This is a genomic window from Pseudomonas sp. SWRI77, assembly GCF_014269105.1.
Lineage (GTDB): Bacteria > Pseudomonadota > Gammaproteobacteria > Pseudomonadales > Pseudomonadaceae > Aquipseudomonas > Aquipseudomonas capeferrum.
Genome location: NZ_JABWRV010000007.1, coordinates 163,026 through 187,370, shown reverse-complemented (window position 1 = coordinate 187,370; position 24,345 = coordinate 163,026). Strand labels below are relative to the sequence as shown.

The following is a 24,345-nucleotide window of genomic DNA, read 5'->3' as shown; positions in this document are numbered from 1 at the left end:
GTGCATTAATGCCTCTACCGGAATCGCCCGGCATTAGAAGAGGACTGCCCCATGTGGACTAAACCCGCTTTTACCGACCTGCGCATTGGCTTCGAAGTGACGATGTACTTCGCCAATCGTTGATGGCCTTGCGGCCATCGTTGCGATGGCCGTTTCTTCTCTGGGAATTGCAGCCCATGCTGGAGATCCTCAAGTTCAAGCTCGATGTGCTGTGGAGCATGCTCGATGCCATGAGCATGGCGTATGGGCTGCAGCGGCTGCCGTATCACAGCGTCACTCGGGACAACGTCTGGCATCGGAGGATTACCCTGTGAAGCTGATCGAGCGTGAGCAGGTGCTGGGCTTGCGCCGCGGTTTTCGCCTGCAATGGGAGCCACGCCAGGATTGCCACGTGCTGCTGTACCCCGAAGGCATGATCACCCTCAATGCCAGCGCCGGCTGGGTCCTCGAATTGCTCGACGGCCAGCGCAGCGTGGCGCTGATCATCGACAGACTGGCGCAACGCTTCCCCGGCGTGTCGGGGCTGGATGAAGATGTGCTGGCGTTTCTGGAGGTGGCTCGTGCCAAATACTGGATCGAATGAGCCACGCCCGGGGCCGCCGCTGTGGTTGCTGGCGGAACTGACCTACCGCTGCCCGCTGCAGTGCCCGTTGTTCCAACCCGCTGGACTTTGCCCAACAGGGCGAGGAGCTGACCACTGAAGAATGGATCCGGGTGTTCCGCGAGGCGCGGGCGATGGGCGCCGCGCAACTGGGCTTCTCTGGCGGCGAACCGTTGGTGCGCCAAGACCTGGCAGTGCTGATCGAGGCCGCGCGGGGCATGGGTTACTACACCAACCTGATCACCTCCGGCATCGGCCTGACCGAACAGAAAGTCCGCGACTTCAAGCGCGCCGGGCTTGACCATATCCAGATCAGCTTCCAGGCCGCCGACGAGGCGGTCAACAACCTGCTGGCCGGCTCGCGCAAGGCGTTCGCGCAGAAGCTGGCGATGGCCCAGGCGGTCAAGGCCCAGGGTTATCCGATGGTGCTGAACTTCGTGACCCATCGGCATAACATCGACCAGATTGCCGAGATCATCGAGCTGTGCCTGGCCTTGCAGGCGGACTTCGTCGAGTTGGCGACGTGCCAGTTCTACGGCTGGGCCGAGCTCAACCGTGCAGGCCTGTTGCCGACCCGTGAGCAGTTGCAACGGGCCGAACGCATTACCCAGGGTTATCGCCAGCGGTTGGAGGCCGAGGGACATCCATGCAAGCTGATTTTCGTCACGCCGGACTATTACGAAGAACGCCCCAAGACCTGCATGAACGGCTGGGCCAATCTGTTTCTCGACATCACCCCGGATGGCACCGCGCTGCCGTGCCACAGCGCCCGGCAGTTGCCGGTGAGCTTCCCCAACGTGCGCGAACACAGCATCGAGCATATCTGGAACGACGCCTTCGGCTTCAACCGTTTTCGCGGCACGGCCTGGATGAAGGAGCCCTGCCGCTCCTGCGATGAAAAGCACCAGGACCTCGGTGGCTGCCGCTGCCAGGCCTACATGCTCACCGGCGATGCGGCCAATGCCGACCCTGTGTGCAGCAAGTCGCCGCACCACGGCGTCATCCTCAAGGCCCGGGAGGAGGCGCAGGCAGCGGGGCAGGGCATGGTGCAACTGACCTTGCGCAACGAAAAGGCGTCGCGCCTGATTTTTCGGGGCTGAGCCCTTGCCACCCTTTGGTCTGGTTGCTTTCGTTGCGGGATGCTTTACGCTGGCGGTTACCTTTCAGAACAAAAAAAACAGGCTTTCCGATGAGCCAGAGCTTCAGCCCGCTTCGCAAGTTCGTTTCGCCTGAAATCATCTTTGGTGCCGGCTGCCGGCATAACGTCGCCAACTACGCCAAGACCTTCGGTGCCCGCAAGGTGCTGGTGGTCAGCGACCCCGGCGTGATTGCCGCCGGTTGGGTGGCGGATGTCGAGGCCAGCCTGCAGGCGCAAGGCATCGATTACTGCCTGTACAGCGCCGTGTCGCCCAACCCACGGGTCGAAGAGGTAATGCTCGGTGCCGAGATCTACCGGGAAAACCACTGCGACGTGATTGTCGCCGTCGGCGGCGGCAGCCCGATGGATTGCGGCAAGGCGATTGGCATCGTGGTCGCCCACGGGCGCAGCATCCTTGAGTTCGAAGGCGTGGACATGATCCGGGTGCCCAGCCCGCCACTGATTCTGATCCCCACCACGGCCGGTACCTCGGCCGACGTCTCGCAGTTCGTGATCATTTCCAACCAGCAGGAGCGCATGAAGTTCTCCATCGTCAGCAAGGCCGTGGTGCCGGACGTTTCGCTGATCGACCCGCAAACCACCCTGAGCATGGACCCCTTCCTGTCTGCCTGCACCGGCATCGACGCGCTGGTGCATGCCATCGAAGCCTTCGTCTCCACCGGCCACGGCCCGCTGACTGACCCCCATGCGCTGGAGGCCATGCGCCTGATCAATGGCAACCTGGTGCAGATGATCGCCAACCCGGGCGATATCGCCCTGCGCGAGAAAATCATGCTGGGCAGCATGCAGGCCGGCCTGGCGTTCTCCAATGCGATTCTTGGCGCGGTGCACGCCATGTCCCACAGCCTGGGCGGGTTCCTCGACTTGCCCCATGGCTTGTGCAACGCCGTGCTGGTGGAGCACGTGGTGGCGTTCAACTACAGCTCGGCCCCGGAGCGCTTCAAGGTGATTGCCGAGGTATTTGGCATCGACTGCCGCGGTCTCAACCACCGGCAGATCTGCGCGCGCCTGGTGGACCACCTGATCGCGTTGAAGCGCGCTATCGGCTTCCATGAAACCTTGGGCCTGCACGGGGTGCGCACGTCCGACATTCCGTTTTTGTCGCAGCACGCGATGGGTGACCCGTGCATCCTCACCAACCCTCGCGAGTCGAGCCAACGTGATGTCGAGGTCGTCTATGGCGAGGCCCTCTGACGAGCAGCAGCGGGCGCTGGCCGGGCTGTTGGGGCTGGGCGACCACTCGGCGCGCAAGAGCCATTACCCGGAACTGGCGGCGCGCCTGGACGAACTGGAAGCCGAGCGCAACCGTTACAAATGGCTGTTCGAGAACGCCGTCCACGGGATTTTTCAGGCCAGCCTGCAAGAGGGCATGCGTGCCGCCAACCCGGCGCTGGCGCGCATGCTCGGCTACGAGAGCCCGCAGGCGGTGTTGTTTTCCCTGACCGACCTGGCCGCCAACCTGTTTGTCGGCGGTGCCGAGGAGCTGCACGCCATTACCGCGTCCCTAGCACGTGAACACAGCCTGCATGGCTACGAAACCCGTTTGCGGCGCAAGGACGGCAGCCACCTCGATGTGCTGATGAACCTGCTGCTCAAACCCGGCCAGCAAGGGCTGGTGGAAGGTTTTGTCGCCGACATCACCGAACGCAAACAGGCCCAGCAGCGCCTGCAACAACTCAATGACGAACTGGAGCAGCGGGTGGCTGCCCGTACCGATGAACTGCTGGAGGCCAACCGCAACCTGCAACAGCAGATTACCGAGCGTAAACAGATCGCCCGAGCCCTGCGCGACGCTCGCGACGCCGCGGAAACCGCCAACCGCAGCAAGGACAAGTACCTGGCTGCTGCCAGCCATGACCTGCTGCAACCGCTCAATGCCGCACGCCTGCTGATCTCGACCTTGCGCGAACGGCCATTGCCGGAGGCCGAGCAGGTGCTGGTGGAGCGTACCCATCAGGCTCTGGAGGGCGCCGAAGACCTGCTCACCGACCTGTTGGACATTTCCCGGCTCGACCAGGCGGCGGTCAAGCCTGACGTGGCGTTGTACCGCCTCGATGAACTGCTCGGGCCGCTGGTCTCGGAATTCCGCTCGGTGGCCGACGCGGCAGGCCTTAAACTGCGGGCACGCATCGGTGACTACGCTATCAGCACCGACCTGCGGCTGATGACGCGGATCCTGCGCAACTTTCTCAGCAACGCCTGCCGTTATACCGACCAGGGCCGGATCTTGCTGGGGGCCAGGCGTCGCGGCGCCTGCTTGCGCCTGGAGGTGTGGGACACCGGGCGCGGCATTGCGCAGGATCGGCTGGAGGCCATTTTCCTTGAGTTCAACCAATTGGACGTTGGCCGCGCCGCTGATCGCAAAGGCGTAGGCCTGGGTTTGGCCATCGTTGAGCGGATCGCCAAGATTCTCGGTTACCGGATCCAGGTGCGGTCATGGCCCGGCCGTGGCTCGATGTTCAGCATCGAGGTGCCGATCGGCGAGAAAGTACCGTTGCCAATCCTCCAGGGCGCGCCGCAGCCCGGCGCCGGTAACCCGTTGCCCGGCCGCCGGCTGCTGGTGCTGGACAACGAAGTGAGCATTCTCGAAAGCATGCGCGCGCTGCTGGCTCAGTGGGGCTGCGAGGTGGTGACCGCGACCGACCAGGCAGGGGCCTTGTTGGCCTTGCAGGGGCAGGCTCCGGAGCTGATCCTGGCGGATTTCCACCTGGATCACGGGGTTGTGGGTTGCGAGGTGGTCCGGCACTTGCGTGAGCATTTCAACGCCACCATCCCTGCGGTGATCATCACCGCAGACCGCAGCGATCAGTGCCGGCGTGCTTTGCAAAAGCTCGGTGCGCCGCTGTTGAACAAGCCCGTCAAACCGGGGAAATTGCGCGCGGTATTGAGCCAGTTGCTGGGTTAACAGGCCCCTGCAGCCAAGGTGAACGTCACGACTGGAGCTCGGCAGCCGTGTTCTTCTTCCAGCCCCTGAGGTTCATGAGGCATAGCACTACCTGCAGCACAATCAACGCCCAGGCCTGAGCGTGCCAGCCCCAGACTGACCACAGTAGGTTGCTGGCAATGAAACAGCAGAAGCCAAGCTTGCGACGCCCGGCGCGGCGCGAGCCTATGCACCAGGCGGCCAGTACCGTGACTGCCATGGCAGGCCATTCCAGCAATTCGATCCAGTTCGCCATCAACGTCAACCCCAACGCATTTTCTTACTGGGCGCCTGCCAGGGCGAGCCGAGAGGGCCCCGGCACGGTGCACTCGATTCAAGCGGCGCGCTGCTCGCTCTTGAGCAGTTTCTTCTGCGCCTCCATGGCCAGCCCCAGCTCTTCAAGCTGGCCCTTGCCCAGCAGCTTCTTGGCCGTCGGGAACAGCTCGCCTTCCTCTTCTTCGATGTGATGCTCCAGCAGCTCTTTCATCACCTTGACCCGCCCGGCGAATTCGAGGGTGCCGGTTTCGGTATGAAGCAGATCAGGCAGCACCAATGAATCGACGGTGCGGTGCTCTTCTTTCGCTTCGTAATACATCTTGGCTTCTTCCTTGCCACCGGCCTGCTTGATCGCGGGGTAGAGGATGTCTTCCTCCAGGGCGGTGTGGACTTGCAGTTCCTGTTCGATCCGATGCAGCAGTTCAGCGCGTTTCTTCACGGCACGTTCAGTGGTCGAAGACAGTTCTTCCAGCAGCTTTTTAACCACGTTGTGGTCTTGAACCAGCAGATCGATAGCATTCATGTCGTCACCTCAGTGCGGGCGGGTTAATACAGACTTACTAGGCATTGAGTCGACCGTGTGCAGCAGGGTTCAACAAGGATGATGGTTGGCGTGCTTGTCTTGGGCGTGGAGGTGTTGCGAAGATCAAGCGCCGCCCGCGCGGCGCTCGATCTGACAGGCGCTAAAAATGCACTGGCGAGCACCTTGTAGCCCAAATGCAATCCCCCCCAAAAAAAACAGGGAATTTCGAATTGGCATGGAAATCTCATGGTAACTATGAGAAATAGTTCATCTCATTAACCCTGTTTCAACCTCCTACCAAAAATAAGCAGAAGGGGGCTTCATGAGTTGTCTGATTTGCGCGGGAAGTGCCGAATCCGTCGAGTGTTCGACGGGGTGGGAAGAGCGTCACTGTTCGCAATGCGGGTGCTACCGAATGTCCCAAGCGCTGATTCTGGTGATGATGGAAGATGGGCAGATCTTCGATACCGCACGGATGCGTGAGTGGCTGACGACGCGGCGCAGTGTGGTGCCCGTCCCGTCTATCGAGGTTCACCAAGCCATCCTGGTTCAGTAAACCCAGGACGAGACTGTGGCCCTCATGAAGTGTCCGTTATTCAGGCGCGGTCCCCGCGCAGCCAGCGCTCGTAGTAGTGACCCAGTCGGGTCAGCCCATACAGGGGCATCGCTGTCCTTTAACGCACCTAACGCCATTTTCCAGGCCACGGCCTCGCTGGTCTGGCCATAGCGCTCGATGGTTTGCGGGTTCACATGCAAGAGACGTGCAGGCCCCTTGAGCGATGCAAGGGGCTGCAAGGGGCAGGTTCAGCCTGCCAGGGCGCTGATCAACTGCTGGTTGAACGCGGGAATATCATCTGGCTGGCGGCTGCTGATCAGGTTGCCATCAACCACCACCTGTTCATCCACCCAGGTGCCGCCGGCGTTGCGGATATCATCCTGCAGTGTCTTGTAACTGGTCATCCGCTTGCCTTCGACCAGGCCACTGGACACCAGTAGCCATGCACCATGGCAGATCACCGCTAATGGTTTACCGGCCGAATCGTGGGCTTTTACCAGTTCCTGCGCGCCGGCTATCAGGCGAATGGTGTCGGAGTTTTGTACGCCGCCAGGCAGTACAAGGGCATCGTAGAGGTCGAGCTGGGCATCGTCGAAGGTTGCATCCACGGTAAATTCGTCGGCAGGCTTGTCATGATTCCAGCCGCGAACGGTGCCTGGCGTGTCACTCAGGATATCGACCACTGCGCCGTTATCTTTCAAGGCATCACGAGGACCGGTCATTTCCACCTGTTCGAAACCATCGGTGACCAGAAAGGCCACGCGCTTGCCACTGAGTTGCGCACTCATCGGGTATCTCCTTTTATCAATACACCTGAGAAAGAAGGCCTGCGACAAGCCAGCAAAGTTCCGACGCTGTGCGTCAGCGTCCTCACATTTTTTTGTACAGGGGTGCATCCAAACAGGACGGTGGCGGGTAATCAGGACAGGGCCGCCTTGCTGCAGCCCCGCCCCCCCCCTATCAGGAGTTTGCACGATGACCTTCACATCCGTTTCCTGCTCGCTCGTCGCTGGCCTGGCCCTGGTTCTGGCCTCACACACAGCCCACGCTCAACAAGGCCTGCCTGATGCCGTGAAGGTGCCCGAAGGCCACAAGGTGGTCCTGGAAACCGTGGGCGTGGGCGAAATCACCTACGAATGCCGCGACAAGGCCAGCATGCCGGGGCAGACCGAGTGGGTATTCGTAGGCCCGAAAGCGGTGCTCAATGACCGTTCGGGCAAGGCAGTGGGCGACTACTTCGGCCCGCCTGCCACCTGGCAAGCCAAGGACGGTTCGAAAATCACCGGGACCCAGCTCGCTGTGGCGCCCGTGGACAAGACCGCGCTGCCGTATCAACTGGTGAAGGCCAACCCCGCCGAAGGCCCGGGTGCCATGCACGGCGTCAGCTACATCCAGCGCGTTGCGACCCGTGGCGGCGTTGCGCCGCAAAGTGGCTGCATGGCGCAGAACAAAGGCGAGCGACAAATCGTCAAGTACCAAGCTGACTACGTGTTCTGGGCCGCCAAATGATCGATGTTGTGGCAGCCGGCGGGTGATTGATCATCTACCCTTACCGCCAGACCTGGCCTCAAGGCTGGGGCTGCACTCGGTAATGCTAGGAGTGATCGAACGTTGAACCTGCCTGTTACCCCTTTCGATTTTCAGGCATGCCTGGCGGCGTGCGCTCAAGGCGATCGGCGCGCCTTGCAGGCGCTCTACACCCATGAAGGCGCACGCTTGCTGGGCGTCACGCGGCGCATCGCCAGGGATGACGCAACCGCCGAGGATATCGTCCACGATGCCTTCATCCGCATCTGGACCCGCGCCGCGAGTTTCGACCCGGCGCGCGGTTCGGCACGGGGTTGGATCTACAGCATCACCCGGCACCTGGCGTTGAATCACATACGTGACGTGTGCTGTGAAGTCGCTTTTGACGAAAGCGATATCGACGCCATCGGCGCCGTGTTCCCGGGTGCCGATGATGAGGCATGGTCGGGTTCGAGCAGGATCTACCGCTGCCTGGAGCAACTGCAGCCGTCACCTCAACGGTGCATCCTGCATGCTTATGTGGACGGGTGCAGCCACATCGAGATCGCTAGCCTGCTCGACGCGCCACTAGGTACCGTCAAAGCCTGGATCAAGCGAAGCCTCAAGGCTCTCAGAGAGTGCATGGGATGAAAGCGGATGCTGCCGATCAAGACCAGGACGCGCTGGAGGCGCTGGCAGGGGAGTACGTACTCGGCACACTGCCTGCCGACCAGCGCGCGGCGCTGGCCGCGCGCATGGCGCATGACCCGCGCCTGCAGCGGGCTGTGGATGCGTGGGAAGAACGCCTGCTGGCCCTGACCCGTGTTGCCCAACCCTCGACACCCAGCCCCCGCTTATGGGGGCGTATAGAGCGCAGCCTGGACGAGCGCGCGGGGTGGTTTGCCAAACCGTCCGTGGCGTGGTGGCAGCGTCTTCGCCTGTGGCAGGGGGTGAGTGCCGTGGGCATCGCAGCGAGCCTGGTGCTGACGTTTCTGTTGCTGGTCAGCCAGGCACCGTCGCCGCGCTACCTGGTGGTGCTGGTTGCACCGACGGACCAGGCGCCGGGATGGGTGGTGCAGGCAAGCGATGGGCGGGCCTTGGAGCTCATCCCCCTGGGCCAGGACGCTGTACCTGACGGCATGGCGCTGCAGTTCTGGACCAAGGGCTCGCAATGGCCCGCGCCCGTTTCGCTGGGGCTGATCAAGCCAGGCGAGCAATACCGCGTCCCCGCCAGCAGCATGCCGCCTTTAGAACCCGACCAACTGTTCGAGCTGACGCTTGAAAAAGCCGGTGGCTCGCCCACCGGGCGGCCGACCGGGCCGGTGAAGTTCATAGGCCGTGCGGTGAAGGTTATTTGAGCATGGAGGCTGCTCGGTCGCCAGCCGACGGCATGTTTCGACCTCGCTCATTGGGCCATGAAATCCCGTGGGGGTGGCGTGAGTTCGGCCAGCAGGTTTTTCAAGCCATCACCCCATTGCTTGCGGATCTGGCTGTAGTAAGGGTCGTCATGATGAATGCGAACCGGCTCCCTGGCTGTGCAGCTGTCTTTGCCATACACCAGCAGATCCAGGGGCATGCCCACGGACAGGTTGCTGCGGATGGTGGAGTCGAATGAGATCAGGCCGCAGCGCACCGCCTCGTCCAAGAGCGTGTGGTAGGTGAGATTACGGTCCAGGATCGGCCTGCCGTACTTGCTCTCGCCCAATTGCAGGAAGGGGGTGTCTTGGGTGGCCTGGAAGAAGTTGCCCTGGGCATAGACGTTGTAGATGCCCATAGGGCTGCCAGCGATCTGCCCGCCCACCATGAACGAGGCGCTCAGATCGATCTGGGCTGTCAGCTTGCTGCGGTCACGGGCGACCACTTCGCGCAGGGTTTCGGCCACCAGCACCGTTGCATCGTAGAGCGTGGCGACGTTCAGCAAGTGGGTGCCGGCGCCCCGGCTGCGTTGTTCGAGCAGGTTGACCACCGATTGCGAGGTGGCGAGGTTGCCGGCGGTCTGCAGGACGATCAGCCGCTCGCCGGGCACGCTGAAAACGAACAACTTGCGAAACGTGGAGATCTGGTCGATGCCGGCATTGGTGCGTGAGTCGCAGATGAATACCAGCCCGTCCGCCACGTGCATAGCGACACAGTAGGTCATGCTGTTTACCTTGTGCTTTGAATGGAGGGCCCCGCCGCACACGGCACGCCGGGGCCTGCTGGTGTTGCGCCAGGGGGTTACTGGCGATGCACCTGAACACTTGCCTGCATGGATTCGACGCCGCCACCCCGGCGCACGCCGCGGACCGGACAGGCATCGAGGTAATCCAGCCCGACGGCCAGTTTAAGGTGACGCTCGGGCCGGGTGAGGCGGTTGGTGACGTCGAAGCTGTACCAGGCTTCATCGATCCAGGCTTCAGCCCAGGCGTGGCTGGCCAGGTGGGTTTCGTCTTCGGTGCACAAGTAGCCAGACACGTAGCGTGCGGGGATACCCAGGCTGCGGGCGCAGGCCAGGAACGCGTGGGTATGGTCCTGGCACACCCCGGCACCGCCGGCAAACGACTCGATGGCGGTGGTGCCCACCGAGGTCGCGCCTGGGCTGTAGGGCATATGGTCGGCCAGGCCTTGCATCAGCGCAGTCAACGCTGCCCGGTCGCGGCGCTCGCCACACTGCTGAGTGGCGAAGGCCTTGAGCGCGTCACTGGCCTGGGTGAGGTGGCTGCTGCGCAGGAACGGCAGGGGCGACTGGCTGCCGGCCTCGTGCTCGCAATCCGGGTCGATTTCCACCTGGCCGCTGGCCGTCAGGGCCAGGTGGCCATGGGGCTTTTCCAAGGTCAGCACGTGCAGGATGTTGCCATAGGGGTCGATCTGGCTGTTCACCTTGCAGGGCAAGTCCAATTGCCAGTCGAGGATACGCTGGCGCTCGCTGCTGCGCGGTGTCAGGCGCAGGAACTGGATGCTGTTGCAGACGTCACTGGCGTAGCTGTAGGTGGTGTCGTGGCGGATGGACAGTTTCATATGACCTCCAGATAGGCGTTATGGACGGTCTGGCCCAGTTGGTGGATGCGGCCGATGAAGTCGGTCAGCCACAGGTGCAGCCCGGCTTCGAGAATCTCGTCGATGGCGGTGTAGCGCAGTCGTGCGTTGAGTTCGGCCGCCAGCCTTTGTGCGGCGCGGCCGGTATTGCCAGGCAGGCCGGCAAGAATCTGGTCGAGCTCATCAATGCAGGCATGCAGCGAACGTGGCACGTCAACGCGCAGCAGCAAAAGCTCCGACACCGGTCGCGCGCTGGGCGCGTTGCGGTAGATTTCATTGAAGGCTTCGTAGGCGGTCAGGGCGCGCAACAAGGCGCTCCACTGGTAATAACCGCGTGCAGAGTCGTCGCTGACCTCCTCGGAGGTTTCCCCGAACATTTCATAACGGGCATCGAGCAGGCGCAGGGTGTTGTCTGCCCGCTCGAGGAAGGTGCCCAGGCGAATGAAACTGTAGGCATCGTTGCGCATGATGGTGCCGGAGGTCGCGCCACGGAACAGGTGCGAGCGTTCCTTGACCCAGTCGCAGAACTGGCTGATGCCGTAGCGCCCAAGGCCGTTGCTGGCGATGTTGCGCATTTCGATCCAGGTGGCGTTGATGTTTTCCCACATGTCGGCGGTGATCCGCCCACGTACCGCATGGGCGTTGGTACGGGCAGCTTGCAGGCAGCAATAGATGCTGCTGGGGTTGCTCGCGTCCAGCGCAAAGAAGTGCAGCATGCGCTCGGGGTCCAGCTCGGTGTGCTTGCGGATGTAATCGTCCAGCGTACCGGACGCCAGCAGCGACATGGCCAGCTCGGCGTGGCCATCCGAACGCCCGGCTTGCGGCATCAGCGACAGCGAGTAGCTGACCTCGAGCATGCGTGCGAGGTTTTCGGCGCGTTCCAGGTAGCGGGACATCCAGTACAGATCGGAAGCGGTTCTCGAAAGCATGGGTCAGTCCTCCACCACCCAGGTGTCCTTGGTACCGCCGCCTTGCGACGAGTTGACCACCAGCGAGCCTTCTTGCAGCGCAACGCGGGTCAGGCCACCGGGCACCAGGCGGGTTTCGCTGCCTGACAGCACAAACGGACGCAGGTCGATGTGGCGCGGCGCAATGCCGCTTTCGACGAAGGTCGGGCAGGTGGACAGGCACAGCGTGGGCTGCGCGATGTAGGCGTGCGGGCGCGCCTTGATGCGGGCGCGAAAGTCTTCGATCTGCGCCGCTGTGGCGGCAGGGCCGACCAACATGCCATAGCCGCCGGAGCCTTGGGTTTCCTTGACCACCAGCTCGGGGAGGTGGGCCAAGACGTGGGAAAGGTCCTTTGGCTTGCGGCATTGCCAAGTGGGCACGTTCTTCAGGATCGGCTCCTCGCTCAGGTAAAAGCGGATCATCTCGTCGACATAGGGGTAGATCGACTTGTCGTCGGCAACGCCGGTGCCCACCGCGTTGGCCAGCACCACGTTGCCAGCCCGGTACACCGAGATCAGCCCCGGTACGCCCAGCATCGAGTCAGGGTTGAACGACAGCGGGTCGAGGTATTCGTCGTCCAGGCGGCGGTAAATCACATCCACCTGCTGTGGGCCGGCGGTGGTACGCATATAGAGATGGTCGTTGCGCACGAACAAGTCGGCGCCTTCGACCAGCTCGATGCCCATCTCCCGGGCCAGGAACGCATGCTCGAAGTAGGCGCTGTTGAAACGCCCCGGAGTGAGCACCACGGCGGTCGGGTTGTCCAGCGGGCTGGCACTCTTGAGTGTGTCCAGCAGCAGGTTGGGGTAGTGGTCGATGGGTGCGATGCGCTGGGCGGCGAACAGCTCGGGGAACAGGCGCATCATCATCTTGCGGTCTTCGAGCATGTAGCTGACGCCGCTGGGCGTGCGCAGGTTGTCTTCCAGTACGTAATACGTACCATCACTGTCACGCACCAGGTCGACGCCGGCGATATGGGCGTACAGCCCACGGTGCAGATTCAGGCCCTGCATGGCGACCTGGTAGCCCTCATTGGCCAGCACCTGCTCGGGCGGAATGATGCCAGCCTTGAGAATGCGCTGTTCGTGGTAGATATCCTGCAGGAACAGGTTCAGCGCCTGGACGCGCTGGATACACCCGCGTTCGACGATGCGCCATTCGCTGGCGCGGATGCTGCGCGGGATGATATCGAAGGGGATCAACCGCTCGGTGTCTTGCTGGTCACCGTACAGGGTGAAGGTGATGCCGGCCCGATGAAACAGCAGGTCGGCTTCGTGCCGCCGCTGCTCCAACAATGCCAGCGGCGTGTTCGCCAGCCAGCGGGCGAACTCCTGATAGTGCGGGCGGCAACTTCCGTTTGCCTCATACATTTCATTGAAAAAAGCCCGGGACATACCCACTCCTTGCCACGACTCGTCGGCAGTGATGTTGCACATTCATCCATTCACAACGGGGTGCGGTACTGCATTTACGTGTGGATGCGGTTTTTATGGATCGCCTCGGGTTAAGGGGTGAACTCGCTTTGCAATGACAATGCCGGAACGGGCAGGGCGGATGAATCGGGAGGGAAAATGGCGCTAAAAAAGCAGATGTGCGCGGTTTAGTAGCAGAAACGCGACGGTATCAGCCGAATTGGCGGGGGTTTATGGCACCTGGATGTAGGGGCGCATGCCGAGCGCGCGGCTGCCTTGCATCAATTGAGTGCAAGGTTTGGCGTGATGGCAGGGTTGAACCAAATCTGGGCAGGCTTGCCTCTTGTCAGACGGCGGCGTGCATCTGGTCGACGACCGTCACTCGGTTACGGCCGGATGCCTTGGCGTGGTACATGGCTTTGTCTGCGCTACTGAGCAACGCACCGAGTTCACTCGCGGGGGCTGTTGCGAACGCCAGGCCTATGCTTGCGGTCACCGGGTGTTCGACGTTGACGTTCAGTTTGGCTATCAGGGCCCGCAGGCGCTCGGCGATCTCGGTGGCGGTGTGCAGGGGCGTATCGGGCAGCAGGATGGCGAACTCCTCGCCGCCCAGCCTGCCGGCTATGTCGTCATCCCGCAGGCTGGCGCTGATCACGGCACCGATCCGCTGCAGCACCTGGTCGCCCGCCGCGTGCCCGGCCGTATCGTTGATCTGCTTGAAATGATCGACGTCCAGCATCAGCACGGCCACGAAGTTACACCCCTCCCTGCAGCGGGCGTGCTGCACCGATGCAGAGTCGAAAAAGGCACGTCGGTTGTTCAGCCCGGTCAGTTCGTCCGTGCACGAAGCCACCATGGCAAGCCGGTGAGCGTGTTCCATTTCGTGTTTCAGGCGCCACGCGGTCAACAGGGCTGAGGACAGGCTTTGCGTCGCGTTGACGACGAACGATGCGAACACCAGTACCGCCAGTGCGATCCCCTGCTGCAGCGCGGAAGGCTGCACCACCAGCCAACCGGTGCAGGGCAGCAGCACCAGGGCGATCGATACCACGGTCATGTTGCGGTATGACGAGTAACACGACACGGCGCTGACCGACATGCCCACGGCAAACAGCATGATCAATGTCTGCCCCAGCAGGTCGTCGGCCGGCATCACAGCCAATGCACCCAAGCCCCAGGTTGCCGCCGACAATACCAGCGTGGCCCAGTAGCGCCACTCTCAGCGTTCAGCCGTGCGCTGGCTGGCGGGAGCGCGCAGGTAGGTGATGAACATGGCGGTACGCAGGGCCGTCGAAAGGCTGAGTACGGCCATCCAGGCGACCACCTTTTGCTGGTCGAAACGCTCCCAGCCCAGCCAGCACAACATGATGGCTGCCAAGTAGCTGCCCAGCACAGCGGGCGTTGACTGGACGAACAGCTGTTTCAGGCGGTCCGTCCTTACCGAGTGCGCTATCTCATCGCGAGGATCAAGGCCTGTCATGGCTGCCGCCGCCACGCTTGAACGGTAGCGCGTTGCGGCACTTCGCAGGCACCTGCAACGGTTGTCAGCAGTTCACGTTGCTGCATGAGGTTTCCCTTGATCGAAGTCGGTGCTGGCGACGCGCAGTCGAGTTTCGTCGAACATAGCCTGTTTCATGACAATCCGAAAGCCAGGCACGCGGGTGTCAGTGCGGGCTGATCCCCGCCGGTGAGAAGGTGTTTGAATCTCAGAGCAGGATGTAGTCGCTGTATTGACGCAGCCCGCCATGGGCACCTTCGATCAAGTGCACATAACGCCCGCCCACCCGGTCGACGGGCAGGCAGTCGTCTACTTCCAGTACTGCATCGGTATGCGGTTTGAGCCAGCCCGACTCCAAGCGTTGCTTGCCCAGTTGTTTGGCTTGGGCCTTGTCCCTGGCCACCACCAGCAGGTAGCGGTGCGCCTCGCCAAACACGTTGGGCTCGTAGCCACCCAGGTTGATGAAGAACAGCCGTGGGTCATCCGCGCCTGGCGCCAGCGGGCTGAACGCGACACGGTAGCGATCGATGCCGTCGACTTCCAGCCACGAGTCGATGTGCAGGCCTGCACGGCTGCCGAACCAGTCCTGGCGCAGTTGCGGGTATGCCTGCTCCAGTGAATCGGCCTGTGCGAACAGCACGTCGTGTACCTCGATACTGGCCCGTGGGTGGCGGCCACCGAGCATGACTACGTACAGCATGAGCAATTCCTTCAGGGGGCAGTAGACGGCGTATTTTGCGGGATTTGCAGGGCGCGTGTGGAGTGTGAAGAAATCTGTACAGATCCATCTAATATCTATGCAATAAGCTAGTATTGTATAGTATTTTTCCAGGTGTCGAGGCCTGCTGGGCGTTCTTCGCCCTCTGGCTCGATCCGCAGTCCATGGACCCGCAACTGCGTCAGCGCCTCCTCGGGCTGGCAGCGGGCAACGACCGAGGTAGCTGAACATGTACAAAGCGCTGTTGCTGGTTGCCTGTCTGCTTCTGGGAAGCTGTGGCAATGTCGGTGTCGAGCACTATGCCCAGGCGCAACCGACGCTGGACCTGGCGGCGTTCTTCTCGCGCCCGGTGCAGGCCTGGGGGATGTTCCAGAAGCGTTCCGGCGAAGTGGTGAAGCGCTTCCACGTGCGCATCGACAGCCGCCGCGAAGGTGAGCGGCTGATCCTCGACGAGCATTTTCTCTACAGCGATGGCACGCGCCAGCAGCGTACCTGGACACTGGTGCCGGACGGCCCTGGCCGCTGGCGGGGGACAGCGGGGGACGTGATCGGTGAGGCGCGCGGCGAAGTGGCGGGGAATGCGCTGCGTTGGCGTTACCAGCTTGACCTGCCGGTCGACGGGCGGCACTGGCAGGTGGACATGGACGACTGGATGTACCTCATGGATGAAGACACGCTGATCAACCGCACCAGCATGAGCAAACTGGGCGTGGAAGTCGGCCAGATCACCCTGTTCTTCCGCCGCTTGCCAGCGGGCACGCCCTGAGGCTGAGCGCGCTTGCCCCGCTCAACGTGAGGGCGACGCCGCGAGACGCGAAAGCAGTGGCAGGGCCAACGCCCACACCGGCATCAATAACAGGCCGGTTTCCATTGTGCCCAAAGGCAAGGCGACATCCGCCAGCCTGGCGCCGCCGACATACGCCAACGGGCCGCCGAATGCGCCCAGCAACGCGCCGAGCCAGTAGCGCTTGCCGGCCCATGCCAGGCTGTGGCGCATGCCGCTGGCCAGCACCCACCACAGCAGTGCCAGCCACAGCGGCAGCGGCCAGGCGTCGAAACCGAACACGCCCAGTACCCCCAACACGCTATCGAGCAGGCAGCCGGCCAACGCAACGCGCCACAGTGCCTTGCCCTCGGCGTTGAAGTTCGGGCACAGGCGCAGGTGCACGGCCAGGCCCACAGGCACCAGCAGCAGCAACCAAGGGCGTTGCGCGCCCAGCACGCAGGCCCACCAGCCGGCCTGTAACCAGAGCGCATTGGCGACCAGCCAGCAGCTGCGCATCACGCACTGCCAGGCCAGGGGGCGCGCCGTGCCTGGGGGGCCGCCCACAGCAGGTGCGCGACACCGATGGCGCGCTCCTCGAAGCCGCCTTGGCAATAACACAGGTAGAACTCCCACAGGCGCTGGAACATGTCGTCGTAGCCCAGGTCCATCAGCGCTGTGCGCGCCTGGCGCAGGTTTTCGCGCCAATGCTGCAAGGTGTGGGCATAGTCCAGGCCAAAATCCTCCAGGTGCACAAGGTTGAGTGCAGTCTGCCGGCTGGCGGTGTCCAGCATCACGCTCAGCGAGGGCAGGGCGCCACCGGGGAAGATGTAGCGCTGGATGAAGTCTACCGAGCGCCGTGCCTGGGCATAGCGCTGGTCGCGGATGGTGATCGCTTGCAACAGCATCAGGCCTTCGGGCTTGAGCAGCGAGGCGCACTGACGGAAGTACACCGGCAGGTAACGGTGCCCGACAGCCTCGATCATCTCGATCGATACCAATTTGTCGAAGCTGCCTTGCAGGTCGCGGTAGTCTTCGCGCAGCACCGTCACGCGCTGCGCCAGCCCCAGGGCCTGAACGCGCTGCAAGGTATGGGTGTACTGGGCTTCGGAGAGTGTCGTGGTGGTGACCCGGCAGCCGTACCGAGTGGCAGCGTGGATTGCCAGGCTGCCCCAGCCGCAACCAATCTCCAGCAGGTGATCGTCAGCGCGCAGTTCGAGCTTCTGGCAGATGCGCTCCAGCTTGTGCAACTGGGCGTGCTCCAGGGTTTGCCCGGGGTACTCGAACTGGGCGGCAGAATACATCATGGTCGGGTCCAGTAGCCGCTCGAACAGGGCATTGCCCAGGTCGTAGTGCGCCAGAATGTTGCGCCGGGCGCCGCGTCTGCTGTTGCGGTTGAGCCGGTGCAGCAGGCGCAGGGCAGGGCGACCGAAGCGGGCCAGGCCACCTTCGAGCGCATCGAGCACTTCCAGGTTGGCGACGAACAAGCGCGTCACCAGTGCCAGGTCGGGGCTTCGCCAGTAGCCATGGATGTAGGCTTCGCCCGCGCCGATCGAGCCATTACCGGCGATCAGGCTCCAAGTGGCGTCATCGAGGATCTCCACCTCGGCCTGGAGCAGGCTTTCGGCATCACCGAAGCTCCACTGCTGCCCGTGGCTGAGCAGACGCAGGTGGCCGTGGCGCAGTTTGCCCATCTGGGCCAGCACGGCGCTTCGTGCCAGCCCTCCGAGCAAGGGCGCAAGGCCGGCGAACTTGCTAACGCTCAGGGTGGGATTCGACATGTTCAGGGTCCTCGCAAGGTTGGCCGAGCGCCAGGTCACCCTGGCGGGTGGTGTGGTCATGGACGGGGGTGCGTTTGAACAACAGGCGCAGCGCTTGCCAGTAGATGGCCAGAACGGTGTGCAGGCTCATCCAGGGAAAGGTCAGCACGTAGCGGCGCAGCGCGGGTGCATCCAGTGGCTGGCGCTGCAAGGTGAGGTCGGCCTCGAACACCTTGCGGCCGCCTTGCCAGTTCTGCATGTGAATGCGTACATGCGCCGCGTCCAGGCTGAAGCGCAGGTGATAGTCCATGTCCAGGGGCATGAACGGCGACACATGGAAGGCCTTGGCTACGGTGAAGTGCTTGGCAAGGTTGCCCTGCACCGGCAGCACGTAGTGAAAGCGTTCACGCCACGGCGTGTTGCGCACCTCCAGCAGAATCGCCGCCAGGCGCCCGTCGCGGTCATGGCAGAAGTAGAAGCTCACCGGGTTGAACGACAGCCCCCAGCAACGCAGTTGCGTGAGCAGGCGCACCGGGCCTTCGGGCATATGCCCTGTCGCCTGGTGGACCAGCAAGCGTGCGGCTTGGGCCAACGGCTCGCCTTGGCGGGTCAGCGCGGGCAGGTAGTCGGTCTCGCGCCAACACAGCGGTGCCAGGCGCCAGCGCCCCAGCCAGAGAGACAGTTTCAGCAGCCAGGTTTGCTCGTCCAGGTCCAGGTAGAACATGCCGATCCGGTAACGGAACGCGTGGCGCCGCGGCGTCAGGCGCCGGTGGCTGACCCAGCCCAGGCAAAGGCTGCTGTTCACAGCTGCTCTCCAAAGTGCGCGGCCACTTTCAGCGCGCTGACTACCCCGTCTTCGTGAAAACCATTACCCCAGTAGGCGCCACAGAAGTAACTGTGTTGCTGGCCCTGCAACTGCGCCTGGCACGCCTGCGCGGCGGAGGCCGCAAGGCTGTACTGCGGGTGGGCGTACTGGAAGCGGGCGATGATCTGCGCCGGGTCTACCTGCGCGGTCTGGTTGAGGCTCACGCAGAAGGTGGTCGGCGCCTTGATGCCTTGCAGCAGGTTCATGTTGTAGGTCAGCGCCGCGGGGGCCTGCTCTGGGCCGCCCAGGCGGTAGTTCCAGCTGGCCCAGGCGCGCCGGCGGCGTGGCAGCAGACGGGTATCGGTGTGCAGCACCACGTCGTTGCTGGCGTAGCCAATGGCGCCGAGCACGGCGCGCTCTTGTGGGCTTGGGGTGTCCAGCAGCGCCAGGGCCTGGTCGCTGTGGCAGGCGAACACCACATTGTCGAAGCGTTCGCTGCCGGCAGCGCTGACCAGGGTGACGCCACCTTCGTCGCGGCTGACGCGGTAAACCTTGCAGTTGAGGCGGATGCGTTCGGCAAACGGTCGGCACAGCGGCGCAACATAGCCGCGCGAACCCCCTTTGATCACCCGCCACTGCGGCCGTTGGGTGACCGACAGCAAGCCGTGGTTGCGACAAAAGCGCACGAAGAATTCAAGGGGGAAGCCGAGCATGTCTGCGCGGGACATCGACCAGATGGCCGACCCCATTGGCACGATGTAGTGGTCGATGAACCGCCGCCCATAGCGGTGCGCCTGAAGGTAGGCGCCCAGGGTGGTGTTGGCGTCGATGCGCTGGGCGTCGAGGTCGGCGACTGCCTGGCGGTTGAAACGCAGAATATCCCGTAGCATCCCCCAGAACCCTGGGGACACCAGGTTGCGTCGTTGGGCGAACAGTGTGTTCAGGTCATGACCGTTGTATTCCAGGCCGCTGATCGGGTCATGCACCGAGAAACTCATCTCGGTCGGCTGCGAGGCGACCTTGAGCTGGTCGAGCAACCGGATGAAGTGCGGGTAGGTCCAGTCGTTGAAGACGATGAAACCGGTGTCTATTGCATGGCGCTCGCCTTGCCAGATCACATCGAAGGTATGCGTGTGCCCCCCGACCCATTGCTCGGCCTCGAAAACCGTCACTTCGTGCTTGCGTGACAGCAGATGGGCGCAGGTCAGCCCCGCGATGCCACTGCCGATGATTGCTATACGCATGGATCATCATTCCTGTTCATGACGGGCAAGGCGTTGGCCCAGTGCCAGGCGCAGGCGCGCGGGCAGCGCCCCGAGCAGGCGCAACGCCCAGGTAAAAAAGCCGGGGAAATTGATTTCCAGCGGGCGGCGCTGCAGGCGCCTGGCGATATGCTGGGCTGCGCGCTGCGCGGGCCACAGCTGCGGCATGGGGAAATCGTTGCGCCGGGTCAATGGCGTGTCGACGAAGCCGGGGCTGACCAGGGTGACCGCGATGCCCTCGTGTGCCAGGTCGATGCGCAGTGACTCCACCAGGTAACGCACCGCAGCCTTGGACGCGCCGTAGGCGCCAGCGCGAGGCAAGGCCAGCCAGCTCACCGAACTGCCCATCACCACCAGGTGGGGACGTTGGCCGGCGCGAAGCAAGGGCAGTGCCGCCGCCAGGCAGTAGCTGGCACCCAGCACGTTGGTGCGCAGCACACGTTCGACCAAGGCCGGATCAAAATGGCCCGGCTCCAGGTATTCGCAGGTGCCTGCATTGAGAATGGCCATGTCCAGCCCGCCCCAGGCCTGCTCGATGCGGGCAGCGATAACGGCCACCTGCTGCGGGTCGTCAATATCGCCAATGGCCAGCAATACCTGCCCGGGGAACCGTTCAGCCAAGGGGGCAAGGCGCTCCGCGTGGCGACCCCCCAAGGCAACCTGGTGGCCTTGCTCCAGCAGTATCTGCGCGAGTGCGGCACCGATACCGCTGCTTGCGCCGGTCAGCCAGCAGCGGCTCATGCCAGCCTGCCTTTGAGCCAGCGAATAGCACTGCCCATGACCGGAAGGTGTTCATACAGCAGGGCGCCGGCGTCGAAATAGTCCTGGTGAAAATGCACGCGGTCGTGCCAATGCAAGCAGCTGCAGCCTTGCAAGGTGATCTGCTGGCCGCGGGCCAGGCGTGGGTGGCAGAACTGCAGGGTCCAGCGCAGGTAACCCTGCCCGGGCCTCACCTCGTCGGCGCTGGTGAAGGCATAGCGGATATCGTGGGCGTTGGCGTACAGCTGCTCGAAGTAGGCCCGCAGCGCCGGCAGCCCCTGTATCTGATGCAGGGGATCGCGAAAGGTGACCTCTTCGCTGTACAGTTTTGCCAGCGTGTCGAGGTTGCCCCCATCGAGGCTGGCGAAGCGCTCGGCGAATTGCTGTAGGTACGCTGACATGCTGGGCTCCAGTCAATCCTGTACAACTATGCTTTGTTGTACAGGTATAGCTGAAGTCTAGGTCTTAATCTATACAAATTAACGATCGTGTATAGGTTTTTTGGGTCAGCCCTTGGCCTGGCCCAGTTGCCGGCGCAATTCAGCCACTTCCGCCTCCAGCTCGCGAACCTTCTCCTCGGCGAATACCTGCGCTGTGACATCGCGCTGAATGCCGATGTAGTACGTCAGCTGGTCCGCTTCGTTGTGCACGGGCGTGATGGACAACTCGTTCCAGAACAGGCTGCCGTCCTTGCGGTAGTTGCGCAGTACCTGGCAGCAGGGGCGACCTTCGCGGATTGCCTCGCGGATGGTGGCGATGGCCACCTGGTCATGATCCTCGCCCTGAAGAAAGCGGCAGTCCTGGTAGAGGATGTCGTCGGCGCTGTAGCCGGTCAGGCGCTCGAAGGCCGGGTTGACGTAGATAAGGATGCTGTCATTGCCCTCCTGCTCGGCGACGACGACGCCATCGTTGGAATGCTCGACCATCAGTTGCAGGAGTTTTGCGTTGATCATAGGGCCCACCCACAGAAATCTCGTATGCGATATGCGCAGCGTAGCCTCTGTGCAGAAGGCTTCGGCGCCGTGTGCTGTATGATGAACCAAGGTTGCTCGCCGCAGAAGGTGCAGATGGGTTTAGAATAGGGCACCCCCCGGAAGCCCACTCGCCATGACAGACGCCACCCCACCCGATTTGCTACCCATGCGCGACGTGGTCAGCCTGACCGGCATCAATCCGGTGACCTTGCGTGCCTGGGAGCGGCGCCACGGGCTGATCCGCCCGCAGCGCACCGAGGGCGGCCATCGCCTGTACACGGCCCGGGATGTGCAGCGTATACGTGACATCTTGCGCTGGACCTCCAACGGCCTGCCCATCAGCAAGGTCGGTGACATGCTCGTAGGCCAGCCTGAGGCGTCTGTGCAGCCGCATTCGGCCTTTGACGATTGGCGCGCCGCCGTAGTACGCGCAACCCAGGCATTCGATGCGCAGGCGCTGGAAGGGATCCATGGCCAGTTGTTCACACTCATGCCCAAGGCCACTGTACTGCGTGAAGTGCTGATGCCGGTGTGGCATGAGCTGGCTTCAGGCAGTGCGTTCGGCCAGCGTAGCCAATGGCTGTTTCTCGATACGTTCCTGCGCGCCCGCTTGCTGCTGCGCCTGCAGATGAACCAGCCCGATGCGCCGCGCGTACTGCTGGCGGGCACCGAAGGGCAAGCCGAACTGCAAGTGTTGTGTGCCGGGCTGCTGTTGAGCGGCGAGCAACAACGCATCGAGGTGCTCGGCTGCGGGCAACCGCTGGAAGAGCTGCCCCTGTTGTGTGCGGCGATGCAGCCGGCGGCACTGGTGATTGCGCTGCAGGCACCGGTTGGCCCGGTGTTGGCCAGGCGCCTGCGCGCGTTGCAGATGGAGATTGCCTGCCCGCTGGCGCTGATAGGCGCAGGCCTGGCGGGCTCTCAGGCGGCGTTGCAAGGCATTGCGTTGTGCCTGCTGGACGAGCAAGGCGCCGACGTCGCGGGCAAACTCAACGCCTTGCTCAGCGGCACCCTGGATTTCTGACCCAGGAAGGCACGCGATCTTCAGCTACCACACGGTTACGCCCATTTTCCTTGGCCAGGTACAGGCGCTCGTCGGCACGCTTGAGGATGGCTGCGGCGGTGGGGGTCTCTGTACTGCGGTAAGCCACACCGATAGATAGCGTCAGCGTGCCGACCTGCTTCATGGGCGTGGCGCTCAGCGTCGAGCGAATACGCTCGGCGACCTCTTTCGCAGTACTCGGCCCGGTGTTCGGCAGCAGCAGGCAGAACTCTTCGCCGCCGGCCCTGCAGGGCAGGTCCCCTGCACGGGTACAGTCACGGATCACTTGCGCCACCTGCTGCAGGGCCAGGTCGCCGACATCATGGCCGAAGGTGTCGTTTACCCGCTTGAAGTGGTCGATATCCAACGCCAGTACCGCATAAGCCTGCTGCGATGCATCCAGGGCCTCGAGTGCCGCCTTCATCGCACGCCGGTTGCCCAGGCCTGTCAAGAGGTCGGTTTCGGCGGCGGCGTTCAAGGTGCCGATCTTCTGTTGCAGGTGTTGCGCCTGCATCACCAGTGCCTGGCGGATCGCCGCAGCCTCTGCGTACCAGGCATTGATCGCGGACAGTTCTGCCGTTGCATTGGGCGCCGAAAGGTCGATGGCATGGCCGGCCAGCGCACGTAACGGGCGGGTGATCAGCATTGCGCCGAGCAGTATCAGAGCAAAACCAACCACCCCGGCCGGGATGATCTTGATCAGCATGTCGCGCATCAGCTTGGCCAATGGCGCCAGTGCCTGTGCCCGCGGTTGTTGCACCACCACAGCCCAGTTGGAGCCTTGCACATGGGCAAACCCGGCGAGCATCGGTACCCCTCGGTAGTTGACGGTCTCCAGGGTGCCGTTTTCACCGTGCAGGGCGATGTCCACCGTTTCGCTCCAGCCGAGCACTTCACCGATGCGCTGTTGGTCGGGGTGGTAAAGCAAGCGGCGGTTGCCGTCGGCGACGAAGGCGAAGGTGCCATCGAGGTGATGTTCGCCAATCAGCGAATGCATCACGCCACGCTGCTGCAGGTACACCGAACCGCCCACCAGTCCAAGAAACTGGCCGGCCGGGCTGAAGATCGGCTGCGACACGAAGACGATGAGCTTGCCGTTGGCCGCGGTGAATGCCTGGCTGACCAAGGGCTGCCGTTGTTTGAGTGCTGCGTGCAACTCAGTAGACGCCACCGTCGAACCGATCTGCACCCCGGGCGGGTATGCCTGCAGGATCTTGCCTGCAGGGTCGGTGATCAGCACGCTGTTCAGTTCCGAGTCCTGGGCCTGCAAGCGAAGTGCTTCCTCCTCCAGCAAGGCTGGGTTGGCAATGTCGCGGCCCAGGCGCTGGCTGCTGTATTTCAGGCGTTCATTGACCGAGTACAGGAACCCATCGATGCTGGAGGCCACCTTGAAGGCATAGGCACGGTTGGCTTCTAGCGCCGAGTGGACCAAAGCATCGCGTTGCACGCCGTAGGCCGTGATCAGGCCATTGCACAGGGTGCCCAGCACGGCAAGTAGAACGAAGCTCAAAATCAGGCCACGCAGGCCGATATGTGATGACAGAATGTTGCCCATGAGTACGTCGTAAGCCTCAACTGCTGGAAATGCTGGCAGAAGCTTAGACAGGAATCGGGTTGTGCACCGAAACCAAGCCAGGCCCCCCTTCCCCATACGCCTCACAGGCCTTACCGAACATCTCCTTGCAATTAATTACATTTGCGCGCGCCAGCATTTTGCCTTCGTGCTGTAAGATTGACGGTTATGCTCAATCGCATGCTGATTTGCTATTTTTTTGACGAAGATCAAAGTGCCACTGTAGCGCGCATGCCATATTCCTCCCGAAATCCGTTTCAATTCTTAATTTAGAG

26 protein-coding genes and 4 pseudogenes are annotated in these 24,345 nt (G+C 62.8%); 12 read left to right on the top strand and 18 right to left on the bottom strand.

The annotated features are described in order from the left end of the window. Positions 1–51: 51 nt before the first annotated feature. The 6 genes and pseudogenes from pqqA (at position 52) to HU766_RS10180 (ending at position 4,665) form a co-directional block, all read left to right on the top strand. Positions 52–123 carry a pyrroloquinoline quinone precursor peptide PqqA gene (pqqA, locus tag HU766_RS10205; RefSeq protein ID WP_003253598.1) on the top strand — a complete coding sequence of 24 codons (72 nt, stop codon included), beginning with the start codon at positions 52–54 and terminating at the stop codon, positions 121–123. A gap of 47 nt (positions 124–170) precedes the next feature. Further along, a pseudogene (locus HU766_RS26185) lies at positions 171–314 on the top strand (pyrroloquinoline quinone biosynthesis protein C); the annotation flags it as partial. Next, positions 311–583: a pyrroloquinoline quinone biosynthesis peptide chaperone PqqD gene (gene pqqD, locus HU766_RS26090; RefSeq protein WP_186656103.1), complete on the top strand. Its 273-nt coding sequence runs from the start codon at positions 311–313 to the stop codon at positions 581–583. The pseudogene HU766_RS26185 and the gene pqqD, both read left to right, overlap by 4 nt. Beyond that, a pseudogene (pqqE, locus tag HU766_RS10190) lies at positions 561–1,701 on the top strand (pyrroloquinoline quinone biosynthesis protein PqqE). Before pqqD ends, pqqE begins: the two are co-directional and overlap by 23 nt. A gap of 89 nt (positions 1,702–1,790) precedes the next feature. Beyond that, complete coding sequence (gene ercA / locus HU766_RS10185; RefSeq protein WP_033698473.1) at positions 1,791–2,954, top strand: alcohol dehydrogenase-like regulatory protein ErcA; 1,164 nt, start codon at positions 1,791–1,793, stop codon at positions 2,952–2,954. Next, entirely contained in the window at positions 2,938–4,665 is a 1,728-nt protein-coding gene (locus HU766_RS10180) for a NahK/ErcS family hybrid sensor histidine kinase/response regulator (protein ID WP_186656100.1), read from the top strand. Before ercA ends, HU766_RS10180 begins: the two co-directional genes overlap by 17 nt. Positions 4,666–4,690: 25 nt before the next feature. Here the strand turns inward: HU766_RS10180 and HU766_RS10175 are convergent, their stop codons facing one another. Both HU766_RS10175 and HU766_RS10170 read right to left on the bottom strand, forming a co-directional pair. Beyond that, entirely contained in the window at positions 4,691–4,939 is a 249-nt protein-coding gene (locus HU766_RS10175) for a hypothetical protein (protein WP_186656090.1), read from the bottom strand. 78 nt (positions 4,940–5,017) lie between these two features. Continuing rightward, a complete protein-coding gene (locus HU766_RS10170; RefSeq protein WP_033698471.1) occupies positions 5,018–5,482 on the bottom strand; it encodes a hemerythrin domain-containing protein in 465 nt (154 codons plus the stop codon). 415 nt (positions 5,483–5,897) lie between these two features. Here HU766_RS10170 and HU766_RS10165 point away from each other — a divergent pair, with 415 nt between their 5' ends. Next, complete coding sequence (locus HU766_RS10165) at positions 5,898–6,038, top strand: hypothetical protein (protein WP_186656087.1); 141 nt, start codon at positions 5,898–5,900, stop codon at positions 6,036–6,038. Between the two features lie 40 nt (positions 6,039–6,078). Here HU766_RS10165 and HU766_RS10160 read toward each other — a convergent pair. Beyond that, positions 6,079–6,244 (bottom strand): annotated as a pseudogene (locus tag HU766_RS10160) (CinA family protein); the annotation flags it as partial. Positions 6,245–6,286: 42 nt separating this feature from the next. Next, positions 6,287–6,826, bottom strand: coding sequence for a type 1 glutamine amidotransferase domain-containing protein (locus tag HU766_RS10155; RefSeq protein ID WP_186656082.1), 540 nt, complete (start codon positions 6,824–6,826; stop codon positions 6,287–6,289). A gap of 187 nt (positions 6,827–7,013) precedes the next feature. Between HU766_RS10155 and HU766_RS10150 the strand changes: the two genes are divergently transcribed. The 3 genes from HU766_RS10150 to HU766_RS10140 all read left to right on the top strand — a co-directional run bounded on the left by HU766_RS10150 (position 7,014) and on the right by HU766_RS10140 (position 8,902). Then, positions 7,014–7,547, top strand: a complete 534-nt coding sequence (locus tag HU766_RS10150; RefSeq protein ID WP_186656079.1) for a DUF3455 domain-containing protein — start codon at positions 7,014–7,016, stop codon at positions 7,545–7,547. Positions 7,548–7,649: 102 nt separating this feature from the next. Next, entirely contained in the window at positions 7,650–8,195 is a 546-nt protein-coding gene (locus HU766_RS10145) for a sigma-70 family RNA polymerase sigma factor (RefSeq protein WP_186656076.1), read from the top strand. Then, positions 8,192–8,902 carry an anti-sigma factor gene (locus tag HU766_RS10140; protein WP_047583155.1) on the top strand — a complete coding sequence of 237 codons (711 nt, stop codon included), beginning with the start codon at positions 8,192–8,194 and terminating at the stop codon, positions 8,900–8,902. The genes HU766_RS10145 and HU766_RS10140 overlap by 4 nt, the downstream gene beginning before the upstream one ends. Positions 8,903–8,949: 47 nt before the next feature. On the opposite strand, the gene HU766_RS10135 is transcribed toward HU766_RS10140, so the two are convergent. From HU766_RS10135 to HU766_RS10110, 6 genes and pseudogenes are all read right to left on the bottom strand, one after another. Further along, a complete protein-coding gene (locus HU766_RS10135) occupies positions 8,950–9,684 on the bottom strand; it encodes a peptidase (RefSeq protein ID WP_186656073.1) in 735 nt (244 codons plus the stop codon). Positions 9,685–9,761: 77 nt separating this feature from the next. Continuing rightward, positions 9,762–10,541: a transglutaminase family protein gene (locus tag HU766_RS10130; RefSeq protein WP_033698462.1), complete on the bottom strand. Its 780-nt coding sequence runs from the start codon at positions 10,539–10,541 to the stop codon at positions 9,762–9,764. After that, positions 10,538–11,488 carry an alpha-E domain-containing protein gene (locus HU766_RS10125; RefSeq protein WP_033698461.1) on the bottom strand — a complete coding sequence of 317 codons (951 nt, stop codon included), beginning with the start codon at positions 11,486–11,488 and terminating at the stop codon, positions 10,538–10,540. Before HU766_RS10125 ends, HU766_RS10130 begins: the two co-directional genes overlap by 4 nt. A gap of 3 nt (positions 11,489–11,491) precedes the next feature. Further along, positions 11,492–12,901, bottom strand: coding sequence for a circularly permuted type 2 ATP-grasp protein (locus HU766_RS10120; protein WP_186656069.1), 1,410 nt, complete (start codon positions 12,899–12,901; stop codon positions 11,492–11,494). Between the two features lie 364 nt (positions 12,902–13,265). Beyond that, positions 13,266–14,312, bottom strand: a pseudogene (locus HU766_RS10115) (diguanylate cyclase). A 313-nt stretch (positions 14,313–14,625) separates the two neighbouring features. Beyond that, complete coding sequence (locus HU766_RS10110; protein WP_186656061.1) at positions 14,626–15,117, bottom strand: DUF1543 domain-containing protein; 492 nt, start codon at positions 15,115–15,117, stop codon at positions 14,626–14,628. Between the two features lie 247 nt (positions 15,118–15,364). On the opposite strand from HU766_RS10110, the gene HU766_RS10105 reads away from it, so the two are divergent. Beyond that, entirely contained in the window at positions 15,365–15,901 is a 537-nt protein-coding gene (locus HU766_RS10105) for a DUF3833 domain-containing protein (RefSeq protein WP_186656058.1), read from the top strand. A gap of 21 nt (positions 15,902–15,922) precedes the next feature. Here HU766_RS10105 and HU766_RS10100 read toward each other — a convergent pair whose 3' ends face one another. From HU766_RS10100 to HU766_RS10070, 7 genes are all read right to left on the bottom strand, one after another. Beyond that, entirely contained in the window at positions 15,923–16,417 is a 495-nt protein-coding gene (locus HU766_RS10100) for a DUF2878 domain-containing protein (RefSeq protein WP_186656055.1), read from the bottom strand. Continuing rightward, positions 16,417–17,679, bottom strand: coding sequence for a cyclopropane-fatty-acyl-phospholipid synthase family protein (locus HU766_RS10095; protein ID WP_186656045.1), 1,263 nt, complete (start codon positions 17,677–17,679; stop codon positions 16,417–16,419). The genes HU766_RS10100 and HU766_RS10095 overlap by 1 nt, the downstream gene beginning before the upstream one ends. Further along, on the bottom strand, positions 17,654–18,463 hold the full coding sequence (locus tag HU766_RS10090) for a DUF1365 family protein (RefSeq protein ID WP_186656042.1): 810 nt from the start codon (positions 18,461–18,463) through the stop codon (positions 17,654–17,656). The genes HU766_RS10095 and HU766_RS10090 overlap by 26 nt, the downstream gene beginning before the upstream one ends. Next, positions 18,460–19,707, bottom strand: a complete 1,248-nt coding sequence (locus HU766_RS10085; RefSeq protein ID WP_186656039.1) for an FAD-dependent oxidoreductase — start codon at positions 19,705–19,707, stop codon at positions 18,460–18,462. The genes HU766_RS10090 and HU766_RS10085 overlap by 4 nt, the downstream gene beginning before the upstream one ends. A 6-nt stretch (positions 19,708–19,713) precedes the next feature. Next, complete coding sequence (locus HU766_RS10080) at positions 19,714–20,466, bottom strand: SDR family NAD(P)-dependent oxidoreductase (protein WP_186656022.1); 753 nt, start codon at positions 20,464–20,466, stop codon at positions 19,714–19,716. Beyond that, positions 20,463–20,885 (bottom strand): nuclear transport factor 2 family protein, encoded by a 423-nt coding sequence (locus HU766_RS10075; protein WP_186656007.1) that lies wholly within the window; start codon positions 20,883–20,885, stop codon positions 20,463–20,465. The genes HU766_RS10080 and HU766_RS10075 overlap by 4 nt, the downstream gene beginning before the upstream one ends. A gap of 105 nt (positions 20,886–20,990) precedes the next feature. After that, positions 20,991–21,437, bottom strand: a complete 447-nt coding sequence (locus tag HU766_RS10070) for a PAS domain S-box protein (protein WP_186656005.1) — start codon at positions 21,435–21,437, stop codon at positions 20,991–20,993. Between the two features lie 154 nt (positions 21,438–21,591). Here HU766_RS10070 and HU766_RS10065 point away from each other — a divergent pair, with 154 nt between their 5' ends. Continuing rightward, positions 21,592–22,479 (top strand): MerR family transcriptional regulator, encoded by an 888-nt coding sequence (locus tag HU766_RS10065; protein WP_047583150.1) that lies wholly within the window; start codon positions 21,592–21,594, stop codon positions 22,477–22,479. Here HU766_RS10065 and HU766_RS10060 read toward each other — a convergent pair. Further along, complete coding sequence (locus tag HU766_RS10060; protein WP_186656003.1) at positions 22,457–24,052, bottom strand: sensor domain-containing diguanylate cyclase; 1,596 nt, start codon at positions 24,050–24,052, stop codon at positions 22,457–22,459. The genes HU766_RS10065 and HU766_RS10060 overlap by 23 nt on opposite strands. Positions 24,053–24,345 lie beyond the last annotated feature (293 nt).